Here is a 26,701-nt window from a genome sequence, read left to right on the forward strand (position 1 = left end):
GACGCGTTAACCTAACCGCGCACGGTAGCGATCGGGCGTGGTGCCTGCCTGTTGCTGGAACATCACAATCAGCGCCGAGGCGGAACTGTATCCCAGCTCATGGGCGATACTCTGTACGCTTTCTCCCTGCTCCAGCAGCACGATGGCGCGCAGAAACCGCAGGCGCTGCCGCCACTCACCAAACGTCATATGCAGATGCTGCTGGCAGCGTCGCGCCAGCGTCCGTTCGGTGGTAAAGACCCGCGCCGCCCAGCCCGCCAGCGTGGTGTTATCGCCAGGATGCGCTTCCAGTGCATGTAACACCGGTGCGAGAAATTTATCCTGCGAGGTGGGCAGATAGCTCTCCTGCACCTGCGCCACCTGCAGGCGATCGCGCAACACCTCGCACAGCCGCCACTGCGCATCCGTTGCGGGTTGCTCGATTTGCTGCTCAGCGAAATCGTCCATGATGGCGTGTGCAATGGGATCCACCAGCATCAGACAGGCGCGCCGGGGTAAATCGGCGCAGAGCGAGGCCGCCAGATTAAAGGTGCGGAACTGCGCCTGACGATGGTTATAGCTACTGTGCAGCTGACCTGGCGGGATCCAGACCGGAATGTCGGCGGGCGTCAGCAAGCGCTCGCCCTCGACCTGCATCTCCAGCACGTGACTTTTCACCATGATCAGCTGGCCCCAGGCATGTGAATGTGGCAGATATTCGGTGCGGGCATTGGCCTGTTCATAGCGCATAAAGTAGCGTAGCTGCGGTGCATTCACTGGCGGCTGGTAGGTCACTTTCAGGCTCATTCTGTCCGCTCATTTGCTCATTTTGTCCGATATTAACTATCTGGATAAATCCGGACAAGCGTACACTGCGCCTCATTAATGGTGTGTGATGATGTATGGAGAGTCAGCATGTTTTTCCTGTACCCACTCTTTGCGGTGATGATCTGGTCGATCAACTCAATTGTCAGCAAACTGTCGGCCAGTGCGATCGATCCGGCAGCGATCTCCTTCTATCGCTGGCTGCTGGCGCTGCTGGTGCTGACCCCCTTTGTGCTGCCTGGGGTGTGGCGCATGCGTAAGATCATCAGACCGCACCTCTGGCGGCTGGCGATCCTTGGGCTGCTCGGCATGGTGCTCTATCAGAGCCTCGCCTATTACGCCGCGCACAGCGTCAGTGCGCTCTTTATGGGCATTATCGGCGCGCTGATCCCGCTGCTCACCGTGCTGCTGAGCGTGGTTATCCTGCGGATTGCGCCAACGCTCGGTATCCTGCTCGGCAGTGTCATCTCTTTTTGCGGGCTGGTGTGGCTGGTCAGTGAGGGTGACGTGATGCAACTGCTGAATCACGGGATGGGAAAAGGTGAACTGATGATGCTGGCCGCTTCCACCTCTTATGCGCTGTATGGCGTCCTGACCAAACGCTGGGCGCTGCCACTGCCAATCTGGCAGAGTCTCTATGTGCAGATCGTATTTGGCGTACTGCTGTTGCTGCCCGGCTTTTTACTGGCACCAGACGTGTCGCTAAACTGGCATAACCTGCCACTGGTGGCATTTGCCGGACTGTTCGCCTCCATCATCGCGCCCTTTTTATGGATCCATGGCGTGCAGCGCCTGGGGGCCAGTACCACCAGCATCTTTATGAATCTGACGCCACTGTTCACCGCGTTGATCGCCGTGCTGTTTCTGCATGAACAACTGCACAGTTATCACTGGATTGGCGGGGGTCTGACGCTGGGCGGTGTGATACTGGCGCAGCGGCTGCGTACACCTTTAACCCGGCATAAACCGGTAACTCAGCCACCATCCTGAATCGCACCCTCTGCGGATGACGGAAGATGGCTGCGGTGAGTAAAGATGCAGCTGAAGGTAGTAGTAAATAAAGGCGGCTGAGGTTCACAACTGAAGCGTAAATCTCGCGCCGAAACGCGAGTCCCCCGTGGGATTTCCCGGGGGGTTTTGCTATCATGGCCTATTCGTTTTCCGGCGCACCCCACGCTGTTCTGTTTTCCCAAGGAATCCGCCATGCAACCTCTCAGCGGCCCCGGTGCGCCGGTCGATCGTTCATCAGTCAATCCGCAAACCGGCGTGCCCCGTCACGGTTTTGTGGCGGGCGAACAACCTCTCTCCCCTGCCCAGCGCACGACGTTAGAGCGCCTGATCGTGCGTATCTTATCGCTCAGCAATCTTAAAGCGCCTGAACTCTGGGCGGGCGTCCGTCATGAAGTGGGTGTAAAGAGTGAAGCCGAGTTACAGTCGCGTCATTTTCCGGCGGCAGAACAGTATCTGAATAGTCGCCTGACACAGGCGCAGAACGGGCATGGCACCCGCCAGCTGATGACTCAGCTCACCGAGCTGCTGCCGAAAGGTAATAACCGCCAGGCCGTCAGCGATTTTATCCGTCAGCAGTTTGGTCAGACCGTTCTGAGCGCGCTGAGCCAGGATCAGCTGCGCCAGGTGCTGACGATGCTGCAGAACGGGCAGATGACAATTCCCCAGCCGCAGCAGATCCGCGTCAGCGATCGCACGCTGCTGCCTGCTGAGCACCATACCCTGAATCAGCAGGTGGTGCGCCTGGCCGCCGCCACCGGCGAATCCACCGGTAAGCTGTGGTCGGCGGCGCTGAAACTGGTGAATCTGACCAGCGGCGACCCGATCCCCTCACGCCACTTCCCGCTGCTGACACAATACCTGCAGGTGCGCCAGACGCTGAGTCAGCACAGTGCACCGACGCTGCAACTGCTGGAAGCATCTCTGAAGCAGCCGCTCGATCAGCAGGAACGGCAGCAGCTGGAGGATTACAGCCAGCAGCGTTTTCAGGCGACGCCGCAGATGGTTCTGACCACGGCACAGACGCAGGATCTGCTGAACTTCCTGTTCAGTCGTCGCGCTGACCGGGCAGAAAAACTTCTCGAGCAGCCGTTGGCACCCAGCGAGATTAAACCTCAGCCGATCTGGTCACCCTTTGTTGCATCGCTGCCGCCCGCGATACAGCCGCTGGCGCAGCGTCCCCTGCTGGGATTCTTTGTCGCACTGGTAGTCATCACCCTTTTACTCTGGCTGGTACTCTGAGTCAGCAGCCGCAGGATGCTATGGGCGCGGCGGCAGGCCATTCGCCCACTGCATCACCCCAGGTCAGCGGATGACCGTCACGTTTCCAGAAATCCAGCCCGCCAATTAACTCCTTCACCTGAAATCCCAGCGATGCCAGTTTCCAGGCCGCTTTCGTCGATCCGTTACAGCCAATGCCGTCACAATAGGTGACATACACTTTATTGCGATCGAGCCGCGCCGTCGTGGTGGCGTCCATCCCTCGATGCGGAAAGCTTATCGCACCGCAGATATGCCCGGCGCGATAAGCCTCCGGCGCACGGGCATCGATCACCACAATTTCTGGTGCCTGCCGGGCCAGATCTTCCGCCAGATCCCAGGCGTCGGTGTAATAAGCGAGTTTTGCCTGCAGATAGTCGAGGCTTTGCTGCGGCGTGGCGGCCGGAATCTGTAAAACCGATGACATAGCGATTCTCCTGTTGTGGTGAAGTCGCAGTTTACGGCAAAGTGGACTGCTTACTGATACCCATTATCCAGCAGGGTTAAGACCCATATGCCTTCACCACTGTTACAACTTTTCCAGCACCAGGCCAGTGGCGGCGTGCGAGAGCGGCTCTGCTCTACCCTGCGGCTGGCGATCAACCGTCACCATTTGCACGCCGGTCAGCAGTTACCCTCCAGCCGGCAGCTGGCGCAGGATCTGCAGGTGTCTCGTGTGACGGTGGAAGCCGCCTATGGCCAGCTGGAAAGTGAGGGCTACCTTCGACGCGAAACCGGTCGCGGCACCTTTGTCGCTATCATCATGCCCGCCAGTCCTTCAACCTTACCGGCCCGGCCTCAGCCCGCCCGCTTTTCGGCGCGGGGCCAGCAGGTGCTGGCAACCGGCGGCTGTCAGGATCCCCCTTTTCCGCATGCATTTGCCGCCGGTTCACCGGAGTTACGCGCTTTTCCTCACGACACCTGGCGACGCCTGAGCAACAGCGTGCAGCGTTCACTGGGCAGCGTGGCAATGGGATACGGCGATCCCTGCGGCTATCTGCCGTTACGCAGCGCACTCGCTGATTATCTGGCGCTCTCACGAGGCGTAACGTGCCAGCCGGAGCAGGTCATCATTCTGACCAGTTCACAACAGGCGCTGCAGTTGCTGGCGATGATGTTCGTCGATCCTGGTGATGAGGTATGGATGGAGGAACCAGGCTATCCCGGAGCACGTAATGCCTTTATGGCCGCAGGTGCACAAGTGCGCGGGATTGCGGTCAATGCCGAAGGTGCTATCCCTGCCAGCGGCAGTCCGAAGCTGATGTATCTGACGCCCTCGCATCATTATCCAACCGGCGTCACGCTCAGCCTGCCCCGGCGTCTGGCGTGGCTCGACTGGGCGCAGCGCAACCAGTGCTGGTTAATCGAAGATGACTACGACAGTGAGTTTCATTACGACGAACGGCCTGTTCCTGCGCTGCAGGGACTGGATCGTCAACAGCGGGTGATCACGCTGGGCACCTTCTCGAAATCGCTGTTTCCCTCTCTACGTCTGGCGTGGATGGTGGTGCCGCCCGCGCTGATTACGCCCATCGGTCAGGCACGCAGCGTGCTCGATGGGCATAGCGCCCTGCTGCCACAGGCCGTCACTGCCGCCTTCCTGCAGCAGGGACATTTCGCCAGCCATCTGCGGCTGATGCGTCAGCTCTATCGCAGCCGTCGCGATCGGTTACTTGAGCAGATTGAGCAGCGGCTCTCGCCATGGCTCACGCCGATAGCCAGCGGCGGTGGATTACAGCTGACGGTGAAATTGCAGAAGGATGAAGCGCGCTTAACCGCGCTGGCGGCACAAGAGGGTTTGCTGCTGCCGCGTCTCAGTCCGCTCTATGCCGGATCAGTGTCGCAGCAAGGCTGGATACTGGGCTTTGCCGCGCTGACGCCTGACGAGATTGTGGCAGGATGCGATACCTTGCTGCGGCTGCTGCTGCGGGAGGCTTAATACCGAGGGGTAAACGAGGTCACGCAGAGGAGCTGAAAAACAAAAAGGGCCGGCAAGCCGGCCCTTCAGCGTACTGACGTAATGATTATGCCTGATATTTACGCATGGTCAGGGTGGCGTTGGTGCCGCCGAAACCAAAGCTGTTAGACATCACGGTGGTCAGCTCTTTTTCCATCGGCGCAGTGACGATGTTCATACCGGTTGCAGCCGCATCCAGCGAGGTAATGTTGATGCTTGGCGCAATAAAACCATGCTCCAGCATCAGCAGCGAGTAGATCGCTTCCTGCACGCCAGCGGCACCCAGTGAGTGGCCGGTCATCGCTTTGGTCGCTGAGATGTAAGGCGTGTTATCGCCAAACACTTCACGAATCGCACCCAGCTCTTTCACATCACCTACCGGAGTAGAGGTTCCGTGGCTGTTCAGATAGTCGATTGGCGTATCGACACCGTGCATCGCCATCTTCATGCAGCGCACTGCGCCTTCACCTGATGGGGCGACCATGTCTGCACCGTCTGACGTCGCACCGTAACCAACGATTTCGGCATAGATGTGCGCACCACGTGCCAGCGCATGCTCCAGCTCTTCAACCACCACCATGCCGCCGCCACCGGCGATAACAAAGCCGTCGCGCTCATTGTCATAAGTACGTGACGCTTTCTCTGGCGTGTCGTTGTAACGGGTAGAGAGCGCGCCCATGGCGTCGAACTCACAGGCCATTTCCCAGCACAGCTCTTCGCCGCCGCCTGCAAAAACGATATCCTGTTTGCCGAGCTGAATCTGCTCAACGGCATTACCGATACAGTGCGCAGAGGTGGCACAGGCGGAGCTAATCGAGTAGTTTACGCCATGAATTTTGAATGGCGTGGCGAGGCAGGCAGAAACGCCAGAGGCCATCGCTTTGGTGACCACATAGGGGCCAACCGCTTTCAGGCCGCGTGGGCTGCGCATAGCATCCGCACCAAACACCTGGAAGCGTGGAGAACCGCCGCCTGAACCTGCAATCAGGCCCACACGTGGGTTGCTCTGATACATTTCAGTGGTGAGGCCGGAATCTTTAATCGCTTCTTCCATGGAAAGATAAGCATAGATGGACGCATCACTCATAAAACGCACAACTTTGCGATCGATGAGGCCGGTGGTATCTAATTTAACGTTACCCCAGACGTGACTACGCATGCCGGAATCTTTCATCTCTTCAGAAAAGGTGATGCCAGAGCGTCCTTCACGCAGAGATGACAGCACCTCTTGCTGGTTATTACCAATACTGGAAACGATCCCTAAGCCAGTAATCACAGCACGTTTCATTCAATCTTCCTCATCCACTTCTTCTTAATTGGCATGCACTCTAGCGTACACTTGTACGCCGAACAAGTCCGATCAGCTATTTCCTTTTGTAAATTTGCGTCATGTCACGTGGGTCGTTAGAATCGCGCCACTGCCTGAAAAACGAGCCTTTACCGTGAAATTAACCCCGGTTGAACATGCACAGCTAAACTGGAATGAACAGGGTACACCTGTTTCCCGAGCGTTTGGCGACGTCTATTTCTCTAATGACAATGGTCTGGAAGAGACACGCTATGTCTTCTTAGGCGGCAACGGTTTTCCCGGGCGTTTTGCAGCGCATCCGCGCGATCTGCTGATCGTGGCGGAAAGCGGTTTTGGCACCGGCCTCAACTTTCTGACGCTGTGGCAGGCGTTTGATGCGTTTCAGCGCGAACAGCCCGATGCCACGTTAAAACGTCTGCACTTCATCAGCTTTGAGAAATTTCCGTTAACCCGTGAAGACCTGGCTGCTGCGCAGCAGCACTGGCCGGAACTGGCTCCCTGGGCCGAAGCGCTGCAGGCGCAGTGGCCTGCGGCCCTGCCCGGCTGTCAGCGCCTGCTGTTTGACGGCGGACGCATCACGCTCGACCTGTGGCTCGGCGATATTAACCAGCTGATGGGAGAGCTGGATGAGAGCCTGCATCGTCAGGTGGATGCCTGGTTCCTGGATGGCTTCGCGCCGTCGAAGAACCCGGATATGTGGACGCCGGAACTGTTCGGCATGATGGCAAAGCTGGCGCGTCCACAAGGGACCTTCGCAACCTTTACCGCCGCAGGCATCGTCCGGCGCGGCCTGCAGGAGGCAGGCTTTACCGTCATCCGCCGCAAGGGATTTGGCCCGAAGCGCGAAATGCTGTGCGGACCATTGCAGGATGCGCCTCCGTTACCCAGCCCGCAGCCCTGGTATCATCGTCAATCTGCGGAGCAGCGTGATGTTGCCCTGATTGGCGGCGGCGTCGCCAGTGCCACTTTAGCGCTGGCGCTGCTACGTCGCGGCTGGCGGGTCACCCTTTACTGTGCCGACGAAGCCCCCGCGCTGGGCGCGTCCGGTAATCGTCAGGGCGCGCTCTATCCGCTGCTCAACCAGCACGACCCGGCGCTCGCCACCTTTTTCCCGGCGGCCTTCAGCTTCGCCCGTCGGCTCTACGATCAGTTAACCGTCACCTATGAGCATCACTGGAGCGGCGTGCTTCAACTGAGCTGGGATGAGAAAAGCCGTAAGAAGATTGATCAGATGCTGGCGATGGGCCTGCCCGAATCCATCGCTCGTGGCGTGGATGTCGCAGAGGCGGAGAAACTGGCAAATGTTGACCATGGCTGTAGCGGCATTTTCTACCCGGAAGGTGGCTGGCTCGCACCGGCCGAACTGACCACCGCGATGCTGGCTTATGGCGAAACCCAGGGCTTACGCATTCACTGGCTGCACCGGGTGAGCAGCCTTTCACGGGATGATGATCACTGGACGCTGACGTTCAGCGATAGCCCGGCGGTCCGTCATCCGACGGTGGTGCTGGCTAACGGACATGCGATGGCCGACGTTGCGCAGAGCGCCCCGCTGCCGACCTATCCGGTGGCCGGTCAGGTGAGCCATGTTCCGTCAACCCCGGGCCTCGACGCGCTGCAGACCGTGCTCTGTTACGACGGCTATCTGACGCCCGTCAGCCCGCAGTTCGGCACCCACTGTATTGGTGCCAGCTATCATCGTGGCGACACCACAACCGATTACCGGGAAGAGGATCAGCAGGAGAACCGCAGCCGACTGCTGGATTGCCTGCCTGACCGTCGCTGGGCAGAGAGCGTGGATGTCAGTATCGGCGAGGCGAGAATGGGTGTGCGCTGCGCCACGCGGGATCACCTGCCGATGGTGGGCGGCGTGCCGGATTATGACGCTACGCTTCTGCAGTACGCTGATTTACCGGCTCAGCTGGCCGCAAGTCACGATATCGCTGATGCACCCGATCTGGCGGGCCTGTATCTGTTTGGTGCGCTGGGATCGCGCGGCCTGTGCAGTGCGCCGCTGGCAGCCGAAGTGCTGGCAGCCCAGCTGACGGGCGAGCCGCAGCCGCTGGACGCGAGTACGCTGGCAGCGCTTAATCCGAATCGTTACTGGGTGAGGAAATTACTGAAGGGAAAAGCAGTTTAGCCGATGCTGAGGGCGGCACGCCGCCCTGCAACGTTATGCGGAGAGCTGGCGTGCCTGAACAAACAGGTTGTCCCACATTCCGACCACTAATGCCTGGTCGCGCGGTGAGAGTTCTCCGGCAGCGATAGCATTTTGCAGGCTGCGGGAGACCTGAATCTGCAGCGCTTCTGGCGTATGTTCGCCCAGTTGCTCCACTTCGGCCACAGCCAGTGTCAGATGCCCGCGCAGATAACCGCTGGCGAACAGCTCATCGTCACTGGCATGCTCGACCATGTCGTCAATCAGGGCCAGAATACGCGCTTCAAATTCTGCGATCATCTCAATTCCTCTATTAATAATGCCTTCCTGCATCACAGATCGTCCGGCCAGGGAAACTGCGACGCGGTGAGTGAAGGCCTGCCATAAAATTCCGCCAGAGCGGTAATAAAACGCGCGGGACGGTCGGGAATGCCCGACGTTAGATAGCTCATGACCTGAGCATGCACTTTACGCTGGAACGCAATGCGATCCGGCTCACAATCTCCGTCGAGATTGTCACAACTCACGTTGAAGGGAAAGCCTGCCGCCATACAAAACATCCACTCCAGTGCCTGCGGCTTCACTTCAACCGCTTCAAACTGACTCTGGGTCAGCGCATCGCGGCCATCCGGGCAGTACCAGTAGCCAAAATCGACCAGTTTGCGGCGTGCTTCACCGGCAATGCACCAGTGAGAGATCTCATGCAGGGCGCTGGCGTAAAAGCCGTGGGCAAAGACCACACGGTTCCACGGCGACTCCGCATCAGCAGGAAGATAGATCGGTTCATCGTCGCCTTTAATCAGGCGGGTCTGAAATTCATCGCTGAAGCAGCGATCAAACAGCGTGATCAGCTGTTCATAATGATGGGTCGGGTTCATGACGGTATCGCGTTTCAGGTTACGAATGCAGCGTGGCAAGCCAGGCCATAACTTCGCTGCCGTGGCTATCCCACAATAATTTAATGCTCATGACGGCAGAAACAATCACCACCATCGGGCGGATCAGTTTCTGTCCGCGGCTCAGCACCAGCCGTGCGCCCAGACGCGCACCACAGAAGGCACCGAGCATCATGATCAGACCGGTTCCCCACACCACTTTGCCGCCGAACATAAAGAACAGCAGGCTGCCCATGTTTGAGGTGAAGTTGAGTACCTTGGCATGCGCGGTCGCTTTGGCCAGGTTGTAGCCGCAGAGGGTAACGAAAGCCAGCGCATAAAACGAGCCTGCGCCCGGCCCGAAAAATCCGTCATAAAATCCCACTGCCCCGCCGCCCACCAGCGCATAAGGCAGGCCATGAAGGCGGCGCGCCTGATCGACTTCGCCCAGTTTTGGCATCAGCAGGAACCACAGGCCAATCGCGATTAAAAACAGCGGCAGCATCTGGCGCAGGAAGTCAGCCTGCAGGCGCTGAATCAGTATCGCGCCCAGAATGGACCCCAGCAGCGTCATGGCGATGTTCAGCCACTGCTCATTCAGATTGACCGCACCGCGCCGCACAAAGTAGAGGCTTGCGGAAAACGAGCCGCCGACCGATTGCAGTTTATTGGTCGCCAGCGCCTGCGCCGGAGAGAGGCCCGCTGCCAGCAGTGAAGGTACCGTCAGTAACCCCCCGCCACCGGCGATGGAGTCAATAAAACCAGCCAGCATGGCGATTAAAAACAGCAGCCCGACCAGTAGCGGGCTGACAACAAACCACTCCATGGAATCCCTTACAGTAGATGTTTATCCAGCAGAGCCTGACAGGCAGGCGGTAATGGCGGCGGCTCACGTTTCACCGGTGCGCCTGACCCAGGCTGTTTCGGCAGGAACCAGCTCTGCAACTCGGCGCCACAACCATCGCCAGCCGGCGGTGCGGGCTGATCTTCACAGCCGATACTGCCCGCCGGGCAGCGCAACCGAACATGCATGTGGGCACGATGCGCGAACCACGGGCGCACTTTCCGCAGCCAGTCGCGATCGTTACCCGCGTCTGCACAAAGCTGCTTTTTAATCGCCGGATTGACGAAGATACGCGTAACATCGTCGTCTTTTGCGGCCAGTTTAATCAGGCTGTCGATTTCCGGCTGCCAGTGACGCGCAATCACATTTTTATCGCCCGGCCCGACCAGATCCAGCGGCTGCGGCTTCAGCAGCTGCTGCGCGCTCCAGCGTGTTTTTGGCAGTTGCAGCCAGATATCGACATCCAGCCCGGTCTGATGACTGGCGTGACCGCTGCTGAAGCGCCCACCTGCGGCCATGCCCATATCGCCAATCAGCACGTTACCCAGTTGAAGATTATGCACCTGGGTGCTGAGCCGCTGAATAAACTGAATCAGATCGGGATGGCCAAAGAAGCGCCGCTGATCCTGACGCATCACCTGATAGTGCGGTGAATTCAGCGGCAGTGCCTGTGCGCCGACAATACAGCCGTTGGCAAAGCCACCAATTGACTGCGGTGCGCCGCTGATCGGCTGCTGAATCTGTTGCCACGGCGTTGCGGCCAGGCTGGAGGCGCTGATCAGCAGCGCACTCAGCGTAAGCAAAATAGCCTTCATGCCATCACCAGCGCGGTACAGAGCTGTTGACGTCACCGTTCTGCGCCCGCTGGCGCAGCAGATGATCCATTAGGACGATCGCCATCATCGCCTCGGCGATCGGCACAGCGCGGATCCCGACGCAGGGATCGTGGCGACCTTTAGTGATCATCTCCACCTCTTCGCCGTCGCGGGTAATGGTTTTACCTGGCACGGTGATGCTGGAGGTCGGTTTCATCGCCAGATTGGCACTGATGGTCTGCCCGCTGCTGATGCCGCCCAGAATGCCGCCCGCGTGGTTGCTCTGGAAACCATCGTGGCGGATCTCGTCACGATGCTGACTGCCGCGCTGGTTAACCACCGCAAAGCCGTCGCCAATTTCGACGCCTTTCACCGCATTGATGCTCATCAGCGCGTGCGCCAGATCGGCGTCCAGTCGGTCAAAGACCGGCTCGCCCAGGCCTGGCGGCACGTTGTCTGCCATAACCGTGACTTTGGCACCGATGGAGTCGCCCTCTTTTTTCAGGCCACGCATCAGTTCATCCAGCGCCTCGAGCTTGTCGGCATCCGGGCAGAAGAACGGGTTCTCTTCCACGATGCTCCAGTCTTTCAGCTCACAGGCGACATCACCAATCTGTGACAGATAGCCACGTACCACTACACCGTGTTTCATCTGCAGATATTTCTTGGCAATCGCACCAGCCGCTACACGCATCGCGGTTTCACGCGCCGATGAGCGGCCACCGCCACGATAGTCGCGCTGACCATATTTCTGCTCGTAGGTGTAATCAGCATGGCCCGGACGGAAGAGATCTTTGATGGCACCGTAATCCTGCGAGCGCTGATCGGTGTTCTCAATCAGCAGGCCGATCGAGGTGCCGGTGGTCACACCCTCAAAGACACCGGACAAAATTTTCACCTGATCCGGCTCGCGGCGCTGCGTGGTATAGCGCGACGTGCCAGGACGGCGGCGATCAAGGTCATGCTGAATATCTGCTTCAGTCAGCGGGATGCCTGGCGGCACACCGTCAACGATACAGCCCAGTGCCAGACCGTGGGACTCGCCAAAGGTCGTTACTCGAAAAAATTGCCCGATGCTGTTTCCGGCCATGCTGTTTCCTTGTCAGAGTTCGGCGGGCGAGGCTTCGCCCCACTTTTAGTCTTTGTAAAAAGAGAAATGGTGTTGTGCGTCGACAATCTGCTGGCGCGTCAGCGTGAAGACGCCGTCGCCGCCGTTGTCGAATTCCAGCCAGGTAAAGGGCACATCGGGATACTGCTCGATCATGTGCACCATGCTGTTGCCCACTTCGCAGACCAGTACGCCCTGCTCGCTAAGATAGTCGGGCGCGCAGGCCAGAATGCGGCGCACCAGCTTCAGGCCGTCGCTGCCCGCCGCCAGACCCAGCTCCGGTTCGTGGCGATATTCGTTCGGCAGATCGTCCATATCTTCCGCATCAACGTACGGCGGATTGGTGACGATCAGATCATATTTCAGCTGTGGCAGTTCGCGGAACAGGTCAGCACGAATCGGCGTCACCTGGTGGATGAGTCCATGCTCTTCAATGTTCTGTTCGGCTACCGCCAGCGCACCGGTGGAGATATCCACGGCGTCCACTTCGGCTTCCGGGAAGGCATAAGCGCAGGCAATCGCGATACAGCCGCTACCGGTACACATATCCAGAATATGACGCGGTGGTGTGCTGACCAGACCGGCAAAGCGGTTCTCAATCAGCTCGCCAATCGGTGAACGCGGTACCAGCACGCGCTCATCGACAAAGAATTCGTGCCCGCAGAACCAGGCTTTATTGGTCAGATAGGCGACAGGAATACGCTCGTTAACGCGACGGATGACACGCTCAACAATCAGCAGACGTTCGCTGGCGGTGAGACGCGCACTGCGCATATCTTCAGGAATATCCAGCGGCAGCCAGAGTGACGGCAGGACCAGTTGAACGGCTTCGTCCCAGGGATTGTCTGTGCCATGTCCGTACCAGATTCCGGCAGCGGAAAAGCGGCTTACCGCCCAGCGCAGCATGTCCTGAATGGTGTGCAGTTCGTTCACTGCCTCATCGACGAAAATTTTGTCCACGTAGCCCTCCGCAGGCCTTTTGCTAAATCGGCCAGTAGTGTGCCATGAAGCCGGGGAGAATTCAGCGCAGCAAGGTGAAAAAGCTGACATTTAATGACATTAATCGGTAAGGTATCGCCTATGCTGTGTAGCAAACTTTTTTTAGATAACTGACCCGTCATGAGTAAAAAAACACCCTTAAGCCCGGATGACCAGGCGCTGTTCCGACAGTTAATGACTGGCACACGTCAGTTGAAACAAGATACTTTCGTGCACAAATTACCGGTTAAAACCCGCGAACTGCCGGTAAAACGTCTGCTTTCAGAGCAGGCGGACAACAGCCATTACTTTTCGGATGAGTTTCAGCCGCTGCTCTCCACCGAAGGGGCCACCCGTTATGTGCGCGCCGATGTCAGCCACTTTGAGCTGAAAAAACTGCGTCGTGGCGACTATACGCCGGAGATTTTCCTCGATCTGCATGGCTTAACGCAGCAGCAGGCCAAGCAGGAACTGGGCGCACTGATCGCCGCCTGCCGCCGTGAACATCTGTTCTGCGCCAGCGTCATGACCGGTCATGGAAAGCATATCCTGAAGCAGCAGACGCCGCTGTGGCTGGCCCAGCACCCGTGGGTGATGGCTTTTCACCAGGCCCCGAAGCTGTTTGGCGGTGATGCCGCGCTGCTGGTTTTGATTGAGATTGAGGAGTGGCAACCGCCTGAGTTGCCCTGAAAGGGGCCGGAGGATCGGCCCACAGACGTCAGATCGCTTTCGCCAGCTTTTTGGGACTAACCTGCCACAGGAGTTTACCGGCATGCTGTGCCGGATCGAATTCCACGCAGGCAATAGCGGAAGTGGCAAACATAGGGGGGGCTTCCTGCGGGCACAGTTCAGAGACTAAATACCCCACCAGCGGTAGGTGAGAGATCACCAGTGCCGATTTCACGCCTTCATTTGCCAGGGTCTGCAGATAGCACCCGACCATTTCCGGATCGCCGCCCGGCGTTAACTCCGGCAGAACATCCTGGTTTTCCGGCAGTGGAAAAGCTTCACGCACGGTCGCGAGGGTTTGCTGCGCGCGTAAATAGGGACTCACCAGGACACGCTCTATGTCCGGCGTCTGGCTGTTGAGCCAGTTGGCCATCTGGCGTGATTCATTGCAGCCACATAAGGTTAAAGGCCTGACTGAATCACTGGCTGCTTCCAGAGCCGCATCGCCGTGACGCATGATAAAAACTTGCATAAAGCACCGCTGTTGTTTGTCGACATCGCCCGACGCCTGGCGCCTGACTCTTCACTCTGCGAATGAACGCTGTGTTTTACCCTAATGGCTTCAGTATAGTCAACCGGTTGTTTATTAAATAAGCGCTTCTCAGAATCATGCTGCGCCGCACACTCTGGCGGCGCTTTTCTAACCCGCTGAATCGGATTGGTTATTCCATTTACAGCAGAAATGTAAAATTTCGTCTACTTCCTGGTCGCTTCAATCAGTGCTTCGCAGGGCGTAAATCGCTCGCCATGCTGCTGCGTAAGGCGGGTTAATCGGTTGACCACCTCCGCCGCACCCAGTTTGTCCATATAGTGGAACGGCCCCCCCAGAAAAGGCGGAAAGCCGATACCAAACACCGCACCGATATCGCCATCGCGGGCACAGCGAATGACCTGCTCATCAAGGCAGCGGGCCGCCTCATTCAGCATCATCATCATGCAGCGTTCCGCAATCTGCGCTTCGCTCTGTCTGGCCTGCGGCGTGACTTTCAGCAACGTATACAATGAAGTGTCAGTTTTTTTTCGCTGCCAGCGCGGCTGGTCATAGCGATAGAAGCCTTTACTGTTTTTACGACCCTTGCGGCCATCTTTCAGCACCGCATCAAAAGCAGCGGGCGCGGCAAAGCGTTCACCATAAGCCTGATGCAGGATGGGACTGATTTTGCTGCCGACGTCGATGCCTACCTCATCCAGCAACTGAATCGGACCCACCGGAAAACCAGCCTTTACCAGCGCCCGATCGATATGGTCAATCGGCTCGCCCTCTAGCAGGCAACGCATCGCTTCATTTATATAGGGCGTCAGGATGCGGTTAACATAGAAGCCAGGCTTGTCCGCCACCACTATCGGCGTTTTGCCCTGGCTGCGCGCCAGCGCCACAATCGTCACCACCGTTGCGGTGGAGGTGTTCAGATGGGGAATCACTTCCACCAGCGGCATTTTATCGACCGGGCTGAAGTAGTGCAGCCCGATGACGTTCTGCGGACGCTGTGCTTTGGCGGCAATCTCTTCAATCGGCAGCGAAGAGGTGTTAGAAGCAAACAGCGTATGCGGCTGACAGTGGGCTTCCACTTCGCTGACCATCTGCTGCTTGAGTGCTAAATCTTCGAACACGGCTTCGATCACCACATCGCGCTGTGAGAAACCCTGATAATCGATGCCGCCCGTGATCCGGGCCATCTGCTGCTGACGCTGTGCCGGAGTGAGCTGGCGTCGTTTGACCTTTTTGCTCAGCAGTTCCCAGCTGGTTTTCAGCGCATGGTTAACGCCTTCCAGGCTGATATCTTTGATGCGCACCGGCAACCCGGCATTGATTGCGGTGACGCTGGCGATGCCACCGCCCATCAGACCGCCGCCGAGAATTGCGACACGCTTCACCGCAGCGGGTTCCGCCTCACCACCCCGCTCCTTCTTCATGGCGGTGGTCGCGAAAAAGATCCCGCGCAAAGCAACAGATTCCGGCGTCATCGCCAGTTCACCGAAGGCACGCGCTTCAGCATCATGTCCGGCCCGGCTGCCCTGCTCCAGCCCGATGCGCACCACCTCAATAACGCGGTTTGCTGCCGGATAGTTACCCTGAGTTTTGGCTGCAGTCTGCCGGGTCGCAAGCGCAAACAGCGCCTGACGGCCCACCGGACCGTGCAGCAGACGGTCGCGCAGCGGCAGCGTTCGACCGCTGACTTTGCCCTTTTTCACCCGTGCGATAGCCGTCTCCAGCAAAATCGCCTGAGGTACCGCGTCATCGACCACTCCCAGCTTACGTGCCTGTTTCGCCCGCAGCGTTTTGCCGGTCAGAATCAGCGGCAGCGCCTGCTGCACGCCAATTAACCGCGGCAGTCGCTGAGTGCCACCGGAGCCGGGCAGTAAGCCGAGTTGCACTTCCGGTAATCCGAGACGGGTTTTATCATCAAGCGAGCAGATGCGCGCATCGCAGGCCAGCGCCAGTTCCAGCCCGCCGCCCAGACAGGCACCATGGATTGCGGCCACTACCGGGAATGGCAGCGCATCAAGCGCAGCCATCACTTCCTGCCCCTGTTTTGCCAGCGCTTCGGCTTCCTGCGCGCTCTGACAACGATCAATCATGCTGATGTCGGCGCCCGCGATAAAGTTGTCCGCTTTGCCAGAAATCAGCACCAGTCCTGCCAGCTGAGGATCGCGTCGCGCCTCCGCAATGATGGCGGTAATCTGCCCGGCAAATTCTGCTTTCAGGGTGTTCATCTTCTCGCCAGGGACATCGATTGTGATGATGCCAACGTGATCCAGTCGCATCTTCAGGTGAAACGCATTCTGCTCCATTATTCGGCCTCCAGAACCATTGCCGCACCCAGACCGCCCGCCGCACACGCTGTGACCAGTCCTAACCCGCCACCGCGACGGCGTAATTCATTCAGCGTCTGGGTGATCATACGCGCGCCCGTGGCAGCAAAAGGATGACCATAGGCGATTGAACCACCCAGCACGTTAAAGCGCTCTTCATTCACTTCGCCCAGCGCATGCGGACGATTGAGCACCTCACGGGCAAAGCGCTCGTCGCGAAACAGTTGCAGATTGCTCAGCGTCTGGGCCGCAAACGCTTCGTGCATATCGATTAGCGTCAGATCGGACAGCGTAATCCCGGCGCGATCCAGCGCCAGCGGGGAGGAGTACGCCGGGCCCAGCAGCATATCCTGCTGTACACCAATCGCGGTAAACGCGTAGCTGCGCAGATAGCCCAGCGGCGTGACACCGAGTTCACGGGCGCGGCCTTCGCGCATCAGAATCACGGCGGCCGCACCGTCGGTGAGTGGCGTGCTGTTGGCCGCCGTGACGCTGCCGTGCTGACGATCAAACGCCGGGCGTAAGCGGGCATAATCCTCTGCTCTGGCGTTCATGCGGACGTTATTGTCCTGGTCGATAGCGGTTTTCCACGGCGGCACAAAGGCTGCCATCACTTCCTGATTGAGTACCCCGGATTGCCAGGCGCGGGCGGCATGCTGATGAGATCGCAGCGCCAGCGCATCCTGTGCCTCACGGGTGATGCCATGACTCTTTGCCATCTGCTCGGCGGTGTCACCCATGCGCAGGCCGGTTGAATACTCGGCCACCGCGGGCGGCACCGGCAGCAGATCGCGCGGACGCAGACGTTTAAGGATGTGCAGTTTTTGCCCAAGGCTGCGGGCTTTATTGAGATCCACCAGCGCGCGAGCCAGTGTTTTACTGACGCCGATTGGCAGCACTGAAGAGGAGTCTGCGCCTCCGGCAATGCCCGCAGATATCGTGCCAGCCAGCAGGCTTTCTGCCACATTCGCTACCGCCTGGAAACTGGTGGCGCAGGCACGGCTGACGCTATAGGCATCGGTGTGCACATCAAGTCCGCTGCTCAGTACAATTTCACGCGCAATGTTCGGCGCTTCCGGCATCTGCACCACCTGACCAAAGACCAGTTGCTCGATCACCTCAGCCGGCAGTTCACTGCGCGCCATTAATTCGCTGATTACCATCCGCCCCAGCTCAATGGCGGGAATGCCATGAAAGCCGGTCGCCTGGCGCAAAAAAGGGGTGCGTAACCCGTGGGTTATTGCGATGCGTTCACCATCACGCGTCAGCAGCGGCTGCGCTTTGCTCATTGTTCTCACCTGTGGCTGGGACTGGGGCATCATTGCCTGAAGAGGTCTGACCTGATCAGTGTTAACCACAAGCGGGTGAGCCGCCAATACCGGAAAGGAAAAAGTGCGAAGGGAAACACGAAAATGAAAAACGCCGCATTAACGCGGCGTTATGAGACTTAACGCAAACCGAGCTGAAAAATCATCGTTTCAGCCTGGCAGCTGAAAGTAAAATCGATGTCCAGCTGCACACCCTGATCCACTTCACTGAAGCGCGACTCAATCACACAGGGTTCCGATTCAACTTCACGTGCACGTTCGGTGAGGAGCGCTAATTTGGCTTCCGCATCGGCACGCTGAGCAAACCACTCCGACCAGCTGGCGGTGCAATCGGTATTATCCATTACCGTGCCCACATCAACACAACAGCAGGCTGCTGTTTCGGTCGCACTGCATTTTTTAATGGCATCAGTCATTTCATTCTCCTGACCAGCGATCTGGTGGGTTGAGCGATTTTATGACCGAAATTTTACCTGCTCGCGTAAAGATGCGCCATGTACACGGCGCTAAGTGACGAATATCACAATAAAAATTGATCCAGAACAAACTGGAATCGGTATGCTGTGCAGAATCAGGGCAGTTTTGTTATGCAGATCGAATTTTAAGCGATCAACCCTGAAATATTTTAAAAACAATATTGCAACATGCACACAGGTCGGACCTATACTCTCCGCACTGGTCTGATATGTGCGTTTTACATCAGTCCCTACAATCCGCCGTCCTTTGTTACGCGACGTTATAGCGTTAAATAATAATTCACATGAGGTTGTGGTCATGAACCATAAAAACCTGTTTGCAAAGTCAGCCGTGGCGGCTGCAGTGGCGCTTGTCTCTTCACACGTTTACGCAGCTGGATTTCAGTTAAATGAGTTTTCTACGATTGGTTTAGGTCGCGCATATTCAGGCGAAGGGGCAATGGGTGATACGGCGGCATCAGCCAGCCGTAACCCGGCGACGATGGCGTTGATGGATCGTCCGGAATTTTCTATCGGTGCGGTTTATATTGCGCCAGACGTCAATATCAGTGGTCGCAGTCCCAGCGGACGCAGCCTGGATGCTAATAATATTGCACCGAATCAGTGGGTCCCCAATATTCATTATGTTCAGCCCATCAACGATCAGTGGTGGATCGGCGCGTCTGCAACCTCTAACTATGGCTTAGCAACAGAGTTTAATAATGGTTACACCGCGGGGGGTTACGGCGGTAAAACCGATCTGGTAACCGGCAATTTTAATCTCAGCACCGCGTACCGCTTAAATGAACATTTTAGTTTTGGCGTCGGTTTTGATGCGGTTTATGCGAAAGCTAAAATTGAACGCTATGCCGGTGAGTCAGGCGCAAGACTGGGCGTTCCGGCTGATACGCAGGTTGCCCATCTGAAAGGCGATGAGTGGGGATATGGCTGGAACGCCGGTATTCTGTATGAAGTAGATGAGAATAACCGCTTCGGCTTTACCTATCGTTCCGAAGTGAAAGTCGACTTTGATGGCGATTACAAGAGCAGCCTTTCATCCCGGCTGAATGCGGTGAATAACCCGGAAGTATCAGGCGTGCCGTTTGGCACCAACGGCACCACCGTTCCAGGTGCATTAACCCTGAATCTGCCAGAGATGTGGGAAGTATCGGGCTGGCATAAAGTGGCTCCGCAGTGGGCGGTTCACTACAGCATGGCGTATACCAGCTGGAGCCAGTTCCAGGAGCTGAAAGCCACGGGTTCAAATGGCCAGACGCTATTCTATAAAGATGAAAGCTTCCGCGATGCTTATCGCATTGCCCTGGGCACCACCTATTCCTACGACAAGAACTGGACATTCCGCACCGGTATCGCGTTTGATGATAGCCCGGTACCGGCTGACAAGCGTTCTATCTCTATTCCGGACCAGGATCGTTTATGGCTGAGTGCCGGTACATCCTATGCCTTTAACGATGATGCCTCGGTCGATTTGGGCATCTCTTATATGCATGGCCAGAAAGTGACGGTGAAAGAAGGTCCTTATACCTTTACCTCTGAAGGTAAGGCCTGGCTTTACGGCGCGAACTTTAACTACAAGTTCTGATTGTCCGGCGGGATCAAAAAGGGCGACTATGATAAGTTGCCCTTTTTGTCACTGCGGATCGCTTACTGCGAATCGATATCCTTCAGGTCATCCTGAATCGCGGCTGCGTTAGGATTGTCTTCCGGCTTGAGCTTACCGCCACGCGCCAGGAAGTCGTGACGCTGGAAGTAGGCGTTACGGATAAAGGCGTATGGATCGCTCTGCTGTTTCAGGATGGCATCAGAATCCAGCAACTGAGCGCGGGTCTCGATACCTTCCAGCGTCCATTTACCAATCGACATTGGCCAGGTCAGCCAGCCGAGGATCGGATAGAGCGTATCAACATAGTCGCCGCCATCCTGACGAACCGTGAAGCTGCCGTAAGCAGGCAGTTCAACATAAGGCCCGTAGCCGACGCCATAGTGACCCAGCGTGGTACCGAAACGATGCGGCTCTTCACGCGCCAGTTCCGGGTTGGCTTTACCGGCAACGTCGATGAAACCGCCCAGTCCCAGCACGCTGTTCAGGAAGAAACGGGTAAAGTGAATGCCCGCATCACGTCCGTTACCGACCAGAATGGCGTTGACCATACTGGCTGGCTCTTCCAGGTTGCCGAGGAAATTGCTCAGGCCGGTACGTGCCGGGACCGGCACATAATCACGCCATGCGACAGCGACCGGACGAAGCACGTACGGATCCAGCACGTTGTAGTTAAAGTTAAACATCGTGCGGTTAAAGCCTTCGAATGGATCGCTGCGCTGCGCAGGATCGCTATTCGCCGGCTTTGAACTGGCACAACCCACCAGAAGGACGCTGGCCATAGCCAGGCTGGTCAGGCGATAATTCATTCCAATCTCCCTGTGCGGATGAAAAAGGTCAGCCCATCGTTCAGGTCACAGCCCTGTCGTATCGGCTTATCCGATGAGCATAGCTGACTTTGTGCCAGAGGCAGCAGGCAATGGCATGCATCATTTTAACGTTATCAATTTTGACGTTCAGGGTAGCTGCTTATTGATCTCCACCGCGATCGGCTGATGGCCATCCCAGGGCGTCACCGCGCTCAGACCCAGCCAGTCACCCGGCTGCGGATTGGCGCTGCCATCGCGGGAAATCCGCACCCGAACCTCAACCTGATGCTGCGCCGAAAGCAGGCGATCCGGCATCATGGCATTGCTGTCATCCAGCGTCAGCGACAGCGGGAAGTGGCTGAGCGGTATACGCTTAACCGCCACCGGTACCGGTGAATCCCCGTCAGAAACCGAAATATACAACACTCCGTCCTGAGGTAACATTTTTTCTGCCTCTGGCGTCAGCGTCACTGTCAGCGCCAGCTGACGACTCTGCTGCCCCGCATCACTTCGGGCCTTTTCAATGCTGCGGGCGATCATCGCGTGTCGCGAATCACCGGCAGGCAACAGACCCAGCAGGGTCTGCCATGCATCGATAGCCTGATCGTAGTGCTGCTGACCGTAAGCGTTATACGCCAGCAGGCTCAGCGTCCGCAGGTTTTGCGGATCCACTTTAAGCAATGATTGCAGCAGCAGTGATGCCTGACGGTTATCCTGCGGATCGGAGGATCTTGTCAGCACCTCTGCATAATCCTGCTTCAGAGCCAGATCGTTGGGCGAAAGCTGAAGTGCACGCTCAAAGGCCTGGCTGGCCATCTCCGCATTATTCAACACCATGCCGAGCCGTCCCAGCATCGTCCAGTCGGCCAGATTATCCGGTTCGGTTTGCAACGCGGTACGCAATCCGAGCTGTAAACGCGCCAGCTCCTCCATACTCAGCGGTTTCGCGCCGGGATCCATCAGGCGGGCACGTAGCTCAGGATACGCCTGCTGCACCTGCATCCAGCCGGTGAATTGTGCCAGGCCGCCGGTTTTCAGATAAGTGCCCAGCGAAACCGCAACCAGCACAATCAGGCCTGGCAGCAGAATCCAGCGGTTGCTGCTGTGTGATTGCAGCGTCTGTGCCGGCGGGATATCTGCCAGCAGCGTCTGCTGTAGCTCCCGTTCCATCAGCGGACGCTCAGCAACGACGCCCTGCGCTTCATCCTGCGCCAGCTCCTCTATCCGCTGGTGGTAGAAACGCTGATTAAGGCGATCGCGATCGCCTGCGCTGGCCTGAAGCTGCCGCCAGCCTGCGGCCAGAAACAGCGTGCAGGCCGCCAGCAGTAACAGAAAAAGGGTAATCCAGAATGCACTCATTACGGCTTCCTGTCTGACTTCAGTAGCGCATTAAGACGCTGTTGCTCATCTTCATCCAGCTCACTGCGGGTTTTGCGCTGACGGCTACGCAGGATGATCACCACGCCACCCAGCAGCGCAAACAGCGCCGGACCCGCCCACAGAATAAGGGTCGACGGCGTAACCGGTGGCGAATAGCTGACGAAGTTGCCGTAGCGCGCCACCATGTAGTCGATAATCTGCTGGCGACTCTGGCCCTGCTTCATCAGTTGATAGACTTTCAGCCGCATATCGGCGGCAATCATCGCATTCGAATCGGCAATGCTATTGTTCTGGCATTTCGGACAGCGCAGTGACGCGGTCAGGTCGCGGTATTGCTCTTCCTGGGCCTCCGAGTCAAATTGCAGCGTGTCGATGCTTGCCCACAGGTTAATGCTGAACAGCAGGCCGCAGAGCAGTAACAGCATTCTCATGATCCCGCCTCCGCACTGTATTTCATCCACAAGGGTTTCACTTCCTGCTCCCAGACGCGCGCATTCAGATCGCCCGCATGGCGATAACGGATGATCCCTTTACCGTCGATCAGGAAAGTTTCCGGCGCGCCATAAACGCCGAGATCCAGTCCCAGCATGCCGTTGCCATCGTAGAGGCTCAGCGCGTAAGGGTTACCCAGCGTATTCAGCCAGTTAACCGCCTTTTGACGATCGTCTTTGTAGTTCAGCCCGACGACACGAATGCCCTGCTCTGCCAGCGTATTCAGATAGTGATGCTCAGCGCGGCAGGTCGGACACCAGGTCGCCCAGACGTTGAGCAATATCGGTTTGCCATCCGTCAGCACGCGCTGATCATAAGTTTTGCCCGGCTGATCCAGTGCTTCCAGCCGGAACAGCGGCACCGGTTTGCCAATCAGGGCCGATTCGAGGCGGGTCGGATCGTCGCCATCGGCATTGCGCGTCAGCTGCCACAGCAGCGCCGCCGCCAGCAGCAGAAACAGCATCAGGGGAATAAACAGGATTTTCTTGTTCATGTCCGCACCTCCGTTTCTGCTTTTTTGCGCGAACGGTAACGGGGATCAAACAGGCAGAACAGCCCGCCCACCGCCATTAGCGCGCCACCGAACCAAATCCAGCGGACAAAGGGTTTGTAGTAGATGCGCACAGCCCAGCCGCCATCCTCCAGCTCTTCGCCCAGCGCCGCGTAGAGATCGCGGCTGAAACCGCCATCGATCGCCGCTTCGGTCATCATGGTGCGTGCGGCGGTATAAAAACGTTTTTCCGCCTGCAGCGTCGCTTCATGTTTACCATTGCGCGTAACATCAATGATACCCATGCCGCCGCTGTAGTTTGGCCCCTGCAGATTCTGCACGCCACGGAAGACAAAGTGATAATGATGAATATCGACGCTATCGCCCGCCTTCATCCGCACATCGCGTTCGACGCTGTACTGCGTGCTGAACGCAATGCCAATCACCGTGACACCGACACCCAGATGGCCCAGCACCATGCCCCAGTGACTGCGCGACAGATGACGTAAACCCGCAAAGAACGGATGACGATGGGTGGCGCGCTCATGCAATTCCAGCAGCGTCAGCACGATAATCCAGAGTGACATCAGCAGACCAACCACCGTCATCGCTTCAATACGATCCTGCAGCCACCACGGAATGATCATGGAACAGGCCAGTGTCACCATCAGCGCCAGCGCCAGCCGTTTTGCCAGCTTCTGCGGTTCATCGCGACGCCAGCGCACCAGCGGCCCGATCCCCATCAGCAACGCAAACGGTGCCATCAGCCAGCTGAACATCGTGTTGAAGAAGGGTTCACCGACCGAAATGCTGCCCAGCCCCAGTTGCTTGTGTACCAGCGGCAATAGCGTGCCGAGCAGCACCACCAGCATCGCGGCAATCAGCAGCACGTTATTACCCAGCAGGAACGATTCCCGCGACCAGGTTTCATTCTGAACCCGGCCACGCACCTGCCCGCCTTTAATGGCGTAGAGCAGCAGTGAACTGCCGATGACAATCACCAGAAATGCGAGGATAAACATGCCGCGCGCCGGATCGGAGGCAAAGGAGTGCACCGACACCAGCACGCCGGATCGCACCAGGAACGTCCCGAGCAGGCTCAGCGAAAACGCCGTAATCGCCAGCAGCACGGTCCAGGCCTTAAAGGTGCCGCGCTTTTCGGTGACCGCCAGCGAGTGCATCAGGGCGGTGCCCGCCAGCCATGGCATAAACGAAGCATTCTCAACGGGGTCCCAGAACCACCAGCCGCCCCAGCCCAGTTCGTAATAGGCCCAGGCAGATCCAAGGACAATCCCGATGGTCAGAAAGACCCAGGCCGCCGTCGTCCAGGGACGCGACCAGCGCGCCCAGGCGGTATCGAGCCGTCCGGCCATCAGTGAGGCGATTGCAAAGGCAAACGCCACTGAAAAGCCGACGTAGCCCATATAGAGCAGCGGCGGATGGAAGATCAGGCCGATATCCTGCAGCATCGGATTCAGGTCATGCCCGTCTATCGGGAAGTCCGGCAATGTGCGGCCAAACGGATTGGAGGTCAGCAGGATAAACAGCAGGAAGCCGAGGTTGATCATTCCCATGACGGCAAGCACGCGGGCCAGCGCATCCTGCGGCATCCCGCGGCTGAAGATCGCTACCGCCAGTGTCCAGGTGCTGAGCAGCAGCACCCACAGCAGCAGTGAACCTTCGTGTGCGCCCCAGGTGGCAGCGATGCGATAGTAGACCGGCAGCAGACTGTTGGAGTTCGTGACGACATAAGCAACGGTAAAGTCGTTGCTGATAAAAGCCCAGACCAGCAGCGCAAACGCCGCCGCGATGCAGACAAATAAGCCGCAGGCCAGCGGACGCGCCATCGCCATCAGACGGGCATCCTGACGTACTGCGCCCCACAGCGGATAACTGCTCAGCAACAGGGAAAGCCCTAGCGCCAGGCAGAGCAGAAAGGTACCGATTTCGGGCATCATGATGATTTATTTCCCGCCTGATAGAGCGACTGCGGGCCGGTGTGATTACTCTTCATCGCGTCTTCAATCTCCGGCGGCGTGTATTTCTCATCATGTTTCGCCAGCACTTCTTTGGCGATAACCTGGTTGCCCGTCGTCAGCACGCCCTGCGCGACAACGCCCTGCCCTTCCCGGAACAGATCCGGCAGGATGCCTTCAAAACTGACGCTGACCACGCCGCGTGCATCATAAAGTTTGAACGATACCGCCAGCGTATTGGGATCGCGCCGGACGCTGCCGGGCATCACCATGCCACCGACGCGCAGTCGCTGGCCCGCCTCAGGCTTCTCGTGCGCCTCGCCTTTGCCGTAGAGGATTTCACCCGGGGTATAGAACAGATCGATGTTTGAGCGCAGCGCATACATCACCAGCGCAGTCGCCAGGCCAAGGCCGAGCAGGATCGCCACTGCCGCATAGAGGCGGTTGCGTCGACGGATATTCACAGTGTCTCTCCTGCCGCGTCAGCCGCGGCTTTTTTCGTTTTCGCCGCCCGGATGCGGCGTTCCCGCGCATCACGCTGGCGGATCTCAGCCATCAGGCGGCGGCGCAGCAACAGGGTATGCAGCGTCAGACCGATAAGCGGAAGCAACGTGCAGGCAACCGCCAGCCAGACGTAAAAGGCGTAACCGCCCATCGCAAAGAAGGCGTGCCAGGAGGTAAATGCCGGGGTCATGCCTGCTCTCCCTGCTTCGCCACATCTATCGCCCAGGGACGATGACGTTCAGTTAACAGGATCAGGTTGCGCAGCCGCATCAGGGTCAGCGTGATAAACAGCAGCAGATAACCGAGGATCGACCAGCGTAGCGGCGTGCGCATGACCGGCGCAATCGCCTGCTGAAGAATGCCTGACGAACCCTGATGGAGGGTATTCCACCACTGCACCGAGAAGTGAATGATGGGCAGATTGACCACGCCAACCAGAATCAGAATACCGGCGGCCCGGCCTGCGGTGCGGCGGTCATCAAAAGCGTGATAAAGCGCGATCACGCCCATATAGAGGAACAGCAGCACCAGTTCCGATGTCAGACGCGCATCCCAGATCCACCAGGTGCCCCACATCGGCTTGCCCCATGCGGAACCGGTGACCAGCGCAATAAAGGTAAAAACCGCGCCCACCGGAGCCATCGCAGCGGAAACCAGATCGGCCATCTTCATCTGCCACACCAGACCAGTAAAAGCGGCGATAGCCATGGAGGCATAGATGCCCATCGACCACATCGCGGCGGGTACATGGATATACATGATGCGAAAACTGTCGCCCTGCTGATAGTCAGCAGGGGCAAATCCGAATCCCCAGACCCAGCCCAGCAGCAACGATGCCAGCCCTGCAACGGCAAACCAGGGCACCAGTCGCCCCGAAAATTGATAAAGCCGTTCGGGCCTGGCCAGCTGATGTAACGCTTTCCACATATCAGATGCTCACATTAACGATAAAAAGTGTTGCCGCGTCTTTTACGCGCGGTGGATACA

Annotated in this window: 27 protein-coding genes; 6 read left to right on the forward strand and 21 right to left on the reverse strand. The window is 57.8% G+C overall.

Going from position 1 to position 26,701, the window contains the following annotated elements; translation table 11 throughout:
• Positions 1-6: 6 nt before the first annotated feature.
• Positions 7-786, reverse strand: a complete 780-nt coding sequence (locus tag BY447_RS05130; RefSeq protein ID WP_013358598.1) for an AraC family transcriptional regulator — start codon at positions 784-786, stop codon at positions 7-9.
• Positions 787-894: 108 nt separating this feature from the next.
• Between BY447_RS05130 and BY447_RS05135 the strand changes: the two genes are divergently transcribed.
• Positions 895-1,794 carry a DMT family transporter gene (locus BY447_RS05135; RefSeq protein WP_013358599.1) on the forward strand — a complete coding sequence of 300 codons (900 nt, stop codon included), beginning with the start codon at positions 895-897 and terminating at the stop codon, positions 1,792-1,794.
• A 213-nt stretch (positions 1,795-2,007) separates the two neighbouring features.
• A complete protein-coding gene (flk, locus tag BY447_RS05140) occupies positions 2,008-3,054 on the forward strand; it encodes a flagella biosynthesis regulator Flk (protein ID WP_110330684.1) in 1,047 nt (348 codons plus the stop codon).
• A gap of 1 nt (position 3,055) precedes the next feature.
• Here the strand turns inward: flk and BY447_RS05145 are convergent, their stop codons facing one another.
• The gene (locus BY447_RS05145; protein ID WP_110330685.1) at positions 3,056-3,499 is read right to left on the reverse strand and encodes a rhodanese-like domain-containing protein; all 444 of its coding nucleotides are present in this window, start codon (positions 3,497-3,499) and stop codon (positions 3,056-3,058) included.
• A gap of 87 nt (positions 3,500-3,586) precedes the next feature.
• On the opposite strand from BY447_RS05145, the gene BY447_RS05150 reads away from it, so the two are divergent.
• A complete protein-coding gene (locus BY447_RS05150) occupies positions 3,587-5,011 on the forward strand; it encodes a PLP-dependent aminotransferase family protein (RefSeq protein ID WP_110330686.1) in 1,425 nt (474 codons plus the stop codon).
• A gap of 85 nt (positions 5,012-5,096) precedes the next feature.
• Here the strand turns inward: BY447_RS05150 and fabB are convergent, their stop codons facing one another.
• A complete protein-coding gene (gene fabB, locus BY447_RS05155) occupies positions 5,097-6,317 on the reverse strand; it encodes a beta-ketoacyl-ACP synthase I (RefSeq protein WP_013358603.1) in 1,221 nt (406 codons plus the stop codon).
• A gap of 154 nt (positions 6,318-6,471) precedes the next feature.
• Here fabB and mnmC point away from each other — a divergent pair, with 154 nt between their 5' ends.
• On the forward strand, positions 6,472-8,478 hold the full coding sequence (mnmC, locus tag BY447_RS05160; protein ID WP_110330687.1) for a bifunctional tRNA (5-methylaminomethyl-2-thiouridine)(34)-methyltransferase MnmD/FAD-dependent 5-carboxymethylaminomethyl-2-thiouridine(34) oxidoreductase MnmC: 2,007 nt from the start codon (positions 6,472-6,474) through the stop codon (positions 8,476-8,478).
• A 33-nt stretch (positions 8,479-8,511) separates the two neighbouring features.
• On the opposite strand, the gene BY447_RS05165 is transcribed toward mnmC, so the two are convergent.
• The 6 genes from BY447_RS05165 to prmB are packed head-to-tail and all read right to left on the reverse strand — an operon-like array spanning position 8,512 to position 13,098.
• Positions 8,512-8,796: a YfcL family protein gene (locus BY447_RS05165; protein ID WP_003854283.1), complete on the reverse strand. Its 285-nt coding sequence runs from the start codon at positions 8,794-8,796 to the stop codon at positions 8,512-8,514.
• Between the two features lie 32 nt (positions 8,797-8,828).
• Positions 8,829-9,374, reverse strand: a complete 546-nt coding sequence (locus BY447_RS05170; protein WP_041457001.1) for an elongation factor P hydroxylase — start codon at positions 9,372-9,374, stop codon at positions 8,829-8,831.
• A 19-nt stretch (positions 9,375-9,393) separates the two neighbouring features.
• Positions 9,394-10,197 carry a sulfite exporter TauE/SafE family protein gene (locus BY447_RS05175; RefSeq protein ID WP_013358606.1) on the reverse strand — a complete coding sequence of 268 codons (804 nt, stop codon included), beginning with the start codon at positions 10,195-10,197 and terminating at the stop codon, positions 9,394-9,396.
• An 8-nt stretch (positions 10,198-10,205) separates the two neighbouring features.
• Complete coding sequence (gene mepA, locus BY447_RS05180; RefSeq protein WP_098052724.1) at positions 10,206-11,030, reverse strand: penicillin-insensitive murein endopeptidase; 825 nt, start codon at positions 11,028-11,030, stop codon at positions 10,206-10,208.
• A 4-nt stretch (positions 11,031-11,034) separates the two neighbouring features.
• Positions 11,035-12,120 carry a chorismate synthase gene (aroC, locus tag BY447_RS05185; RefSeq protein WP_013358608.1) on the reverse strand — a complete coding sequence of 362 codons (1,086 nt, stop codon included), beginning with the start codon at positions 12,118-12,120 and terminating at the stop codon, positions 11,035-11,037.
• A gap of 45 nt (positions 12,121-12,165) precedes the next feature.
• Positions 12,166-13,098 carry a 50S ribosomal protein L3 N(5)-glutamine methyltransferase gene (gene prmB / locus BY447_RS05190; RefSeq protein WP_033783751.1) on the reverse strand — a complete coding sequence of 311 codons (933 nt, stop codon included), beginning with the start codon at positions 13,096-13,098 and terminating at the stop codon, positions 12,166-12,168.
• Positions 13,099-13,257: 159 nt separating this feature from the next.
• Between prmB and smrB the strand changes: the two genes are divergently transcribed.
• Entirely contained in the window at positions 13,258-13,806 is a 549-nt protein-coding gene (gene smrB / locus BY447_RS05195; protein WP_013358610.1) for an endonuclease SmrB, read from the forward strand.
• 28 nt (positions 13,807-13,834) lie between these two features.
• Here smrB and sixA read toward each other — a convergent pair whose 3' ends face one another.
• The 4 genes from sixA to BY447_RS05215 all read right to left on the reverse strand — a co-directional run bounded on the left by sixA (position 13,835) and on the right by BY447_RS05215 (position 18,403).
• On the reverse strand, positions 13,835-14,317 hold the full coding sequence (gene sixA, locus BY447_RS05200) for a phosphohistidine phosphatase SixA (protein WP_013358611.1): 483 nt from the start codon (positions 14,315-14,317) through the stop codon (positions 13,835-13,837).
• A 224-nt stretch (positions 14,318-14,541) separates the two neighbouring features.
• Positions 14,542-16,638: a fatty acid oxidation complex subunit alpha FadJ gene (gene fadJ, locus BY447_RS05205; protein ID WP_110330688.1), complete on the reverse strand. Its 2,097-nt coding sequence runs from the start codon at positions 16,636-16,638 to the stop codon at positions 14,542-14,544.
• Positions 16,638-17,948 carry an acetyl-CoA C-acyltransferase FadI gene (fadI, locus tag BY447_RS05210; protein WP_013358614.1) on the reverse strand — a complete coding sequence of 437 codons (1,311 nt, stop codon included), beginning with the start codon at positions 17,946-17,948 and terminating at the stop codon, positions 16,638-16,640. The genes fadJ and fadI overlap by 1 nt, the downstream gene beginning before the upstream one ends.
• 158 nt (positions 17,949-18,106) lie before the next feature.
• Positions 18,107-18,403 carry a YfcZ/YiiS family protein gene (locus BY447_RS05215; RefSeq protein WP_081093852.1) on the reverse strand — a complete coding sequence of 99 codons (297 nt, stop codon included), beginning with the start codon at positions 18,401-18,403 and terminating at the stop codon, positions 18,107-18,109.
• A 358-nt stretch (positions 18,404-18,761) separates the two neighbouring features.
• Between BY447_RS05215 and fadL the strand changes: the two genes are divergently transcribed.
• Positions 18,762-20,045, forward strand: coding sequence for a long-chain fatty acid transporter FadL (fadL, locus tag BY447_RS05220; RefSeq protein WP_013358616.1), 1,284 nt, complete (start codon positions 18,762-18,764; stop codon positions 20,043-20,045).
• Positions 20,046-20,107: 62 nt separating this feature from the next.
• Here the strand turns inward: fadL and mlaA are convergent, their stop codons facing one another.
• From mlaA to BY447_RS05260, 8 genes are all read right to left on the reverse strand, one after another.
• Positions 20,108-20,872: a phospholipid-binding lipoprotein MlaA gene (mlaA, locus tag BY447_RS05225; protein ID WP_013358617.1), complete on the reverse strand. Its 765-nt coding sequence runs from the start codon at positions 20,870-20,872 to the stop codon at positions 20,108-20,110.
• 147 nt (positions 20,873-21,019) lie between these two features.
• Complete coding sequence (gene ccmI / locus BY447_RS05230) at positions 21,020-22,231, reverse strand: c-type cytochrome biogenesis protein CcmI (RefSeq protein WP_110330689.1); 1,212 nt, start codon at positions 22,229-22,231, stop codon at positions 21,020-21,022.
• Positions 22,231-22,683 carry a cytochrome c-type biogenesis protein gene (locus BY447_RS05235; protein WP_013358619.1) on the reverse strand — a complete coding sequence of 151 codons (453 nt, stop codon included), beginning with the start codon at positions 22,681-22,683 and terminating at the stop codon, positions 22,231-22,233. The genes ccmI and BY447_RS05235 overlap by 1 nt, the downstream gene beginning before the upstream one ends.
• Entirely contained in the window at positions 22,680-23,237 is a 558-nt protein-coding gene (locus tag BY447_RS05240) for a DsbE family thiol:disulfide interchange protein (RefSeq protein ID WP_013358620.1), read from the reverse strand. The genes BY447_RS05235 and BY447_RS05240 overlap by 4 nt, the downstream gene beginning before the upstream one ends.
• Positions 23,234-25,192, reverse strand: coding sequence for a heme lyase CcmF/NrfE family subunit (locus BY447_RS05245; RefSeq protein WP_110330690.1), 1,959 nt, complete (start codon positions 25,190-25,192; stop codon positions 23,234-23,236). The genes BY447_RS05240 and BY447_RS05245 overlap by 4 nt, the downstream gene beginning before the upstream one ends.
• On the reverse strand, positions 25,189-25,674 hold the full coding sequence (ccmE, locus tag BY447_RS05250) for a cytochrome c maturation protein CcmE (RefSeq protein ID WP_013358622.1): 486 nt from the start codon (positions 25,672-25,674) through the stop codon (positions 25,189-25,191). The genes BY447_RS05245 and ccmE overlap by 4 nt, the downstream gene beginning before the upstream one ends.
• Positions 25,671-25,904: a heme exporter protein CcmD gene (gene ccmD, locus BY447_RS05255; protein ID WP_110330691.1), complete on the reverse strand. Its 234-nt coding sequence runs from the start codon at positions 25,902-25,904 to the stop codon at positions 25,671-25,673. The genes ccmE and ccmD overlap by 4 nt, the downstream gene beginning before the upstream one ends.
• Complete coding sequence (locus BY447_RS05260) at positions 25,901-26,641, reverse strand: heme ABC transporter permease (RefSeq protein WP_013358624.1); 741 nt, start codon at positions 26,639-26,641, stop codon at positions 25,901-25,903. Before BY447_RS05260 ends, ccmD begins: the two co-directional genes overlap by 4 nt.
• Positions 26,642-26,701: the final 60 nt, after the last annotated feature.

The sequence above is a fragment of the Pantoea sp. JKS000250 genome (assembly GCF_003201065.1).
In the GTDB taxonomy this organism is placed as follows: domain Bacteria; phylum Pseudomonadota; class Gammaproteobacteria; order Enterobacterales; family Enterobacteriaceae; genus Pantoea; species Pantoea vagans.

Bases quoted from the DNA above. Each gene is read 5' to 3' on its own strand.
- BY447_RS05215 (WP_081093852.1), bottom strand. From the start codon at position 18,403: ATGACTGATGCCATTAAAAAATGCAGTGCGACCGAAACAGCAGCCTGC.
- BY447_RS05175 (WP_013358606.1), bottom strand. From the start codon at position 10,197: ATGGAGTGGTTTGTTGTCAGCCCGCTACTGGTCGGGCTGCTGTTTTTA.
- smrB (WP_013358610.1), top strand. From the start codon at position 13,258: ATGAGTAAAAAAACACCCTTAAGCCCGGATGACCAGGCGCTGTTCCGA.
- BY447_RS05240 (WP_013358620.1), bottom strand. From the start codon at position 23,237: ATGAACAAGAAAATCCTGTTTATTCCCCTGATGCTGTTTCTGCTGCTG.
- BY447_RS05245 (WP_110330690.1), bottom strand. From the start codon at position 25,192: ATGATGCCCGAAATCGGTACCTTTCTGCTCTGCCTGGCGCTAGGGCTT.
- BY447_RS05130 (WP_013358598.1), bottom strand. From the start codon at position 786: ATGAGCCTGAAAGTGACCTACCAGCCGCCAGTGAATGCACCGCAGCTA.
- flk (WP_110330684.1), top strand. From the start codon at position 2,008: ATGCAACCTCTCAGCGGCCCCGGTGCGCCGGTCGATCGTTCATCAGTC.
- BY447_RS05150 (WP_110330686.1), top strand. From the start codon at position 3,587: ATGCCTTCACCACTGTTACAACTTTTCCAGCACCAGGCCAGTGGCGGC.
- BY447_RS05165 (WP_003854283.1), bottom strand. From the start codon at position 8,796: ATGATCGCAGAATTTGAAGCGCGTATTCTGGCCCTGATTGACGACATG.
- BY447_RS05170 (WP_041457001.1), bottom strand. From the start codon at position 9,374: ATGAACCCGACCCATCATTATGAACAGCTGATCACGCTGTTTGATCGC.
- sixA (WP_013358611.1), bottom strand. From the start codon at position 14,317: ATGCAAGTTTTTATCATGCGTCACGGCGATGCGGCTCTGGAAGCAGCC.
- fadI (WP_013358614.1), bottom strand. From the start codon at position 17,948: ATGAGCAAAGCGCAGCCGCTGCTGACGCGTGATGGTGAACGCATCGCA.
- mlaA (WP_013358617.1), bottom strand. From the start codon at position 20,872: ATGAATTATCGCCTGACCAGCCTGGCTATGGCCAGCGTCCTTCTGGTG.
- aroC (WP_013358608.1), bottom strand. From the start codon at position 12,120: ATGGCCGGAAACAGCATCGGGCAATTTTTTCGAGTAACGACCTTTGGC.
- BY447_RS05145 (WP_110330685.1), bottom strand. From the start codon at position 3,499: ATGTCATCGGTTTTACAGATTCCGGCCGCCACGCCGCAGCAAAGCCTC.
- BY447_RS05260 (WP_013358624.1), bottom strand. From the start codon at position 26,641: ATGTGGAAAGCGTTACATCAGCTGGCCAGGCCCGAACGGCTTTATCAA.
- fadL (WP_013358616.1), top strand. From the start codon at position 18,762: ATGAACCATAAAAACCTGTTTGCAAAGTCAGCCGTGGCGGCTGCAGTG.
- BY447_RS05235 (WP_013358619.1), bottom strand. From the start codon at position 22,683: ATGAGAATGCTGTTACTGCTCTGCGGCCTGCTGTTCAGCATTAACCTG.
- fabB (WP_013358603.1), bottom strand. From the start codon at position 6,317: ATGAAACGTGCTGTGATTACTGGCTTAGGGATCGTTTCCAGTATTGGT.
- BY447_RS05135 (WP_013358599.1), top strand. From the start codon at position 895: ATGTTTTTCCTGTACCCACTCTTTGCGGTGATGATCTGGTCGATCAAC.
- mepA (WP_098052724.1), bottom strand. From the start codon at position 11,030: ATGAAGGCTATTTTGCTTACGCTGAGTGCGCTGCTGATCAGCGCCTCC.
- fadJ (WP_110330688.1), bottom strand. From the start codon at position 16,638: ATGGAGCAGAATGCGTTTCACCTGAAGATGCGACTGGATCACGTTGGC.
- ccmI (WP_110330689.1), bottom strand. From the start codon at position 22,231: ATGAGTGCATTCTGGATTACCCTTTTTCTGTTACTGCTGGCGGCCTGC.
- ccmD (WP_110330691.1), bottom strand. From the start codon at position 25,904: ATGACCCCGGCATTTACCTCCTGGCACGCCTTCTTTGCGATGGGCGGT.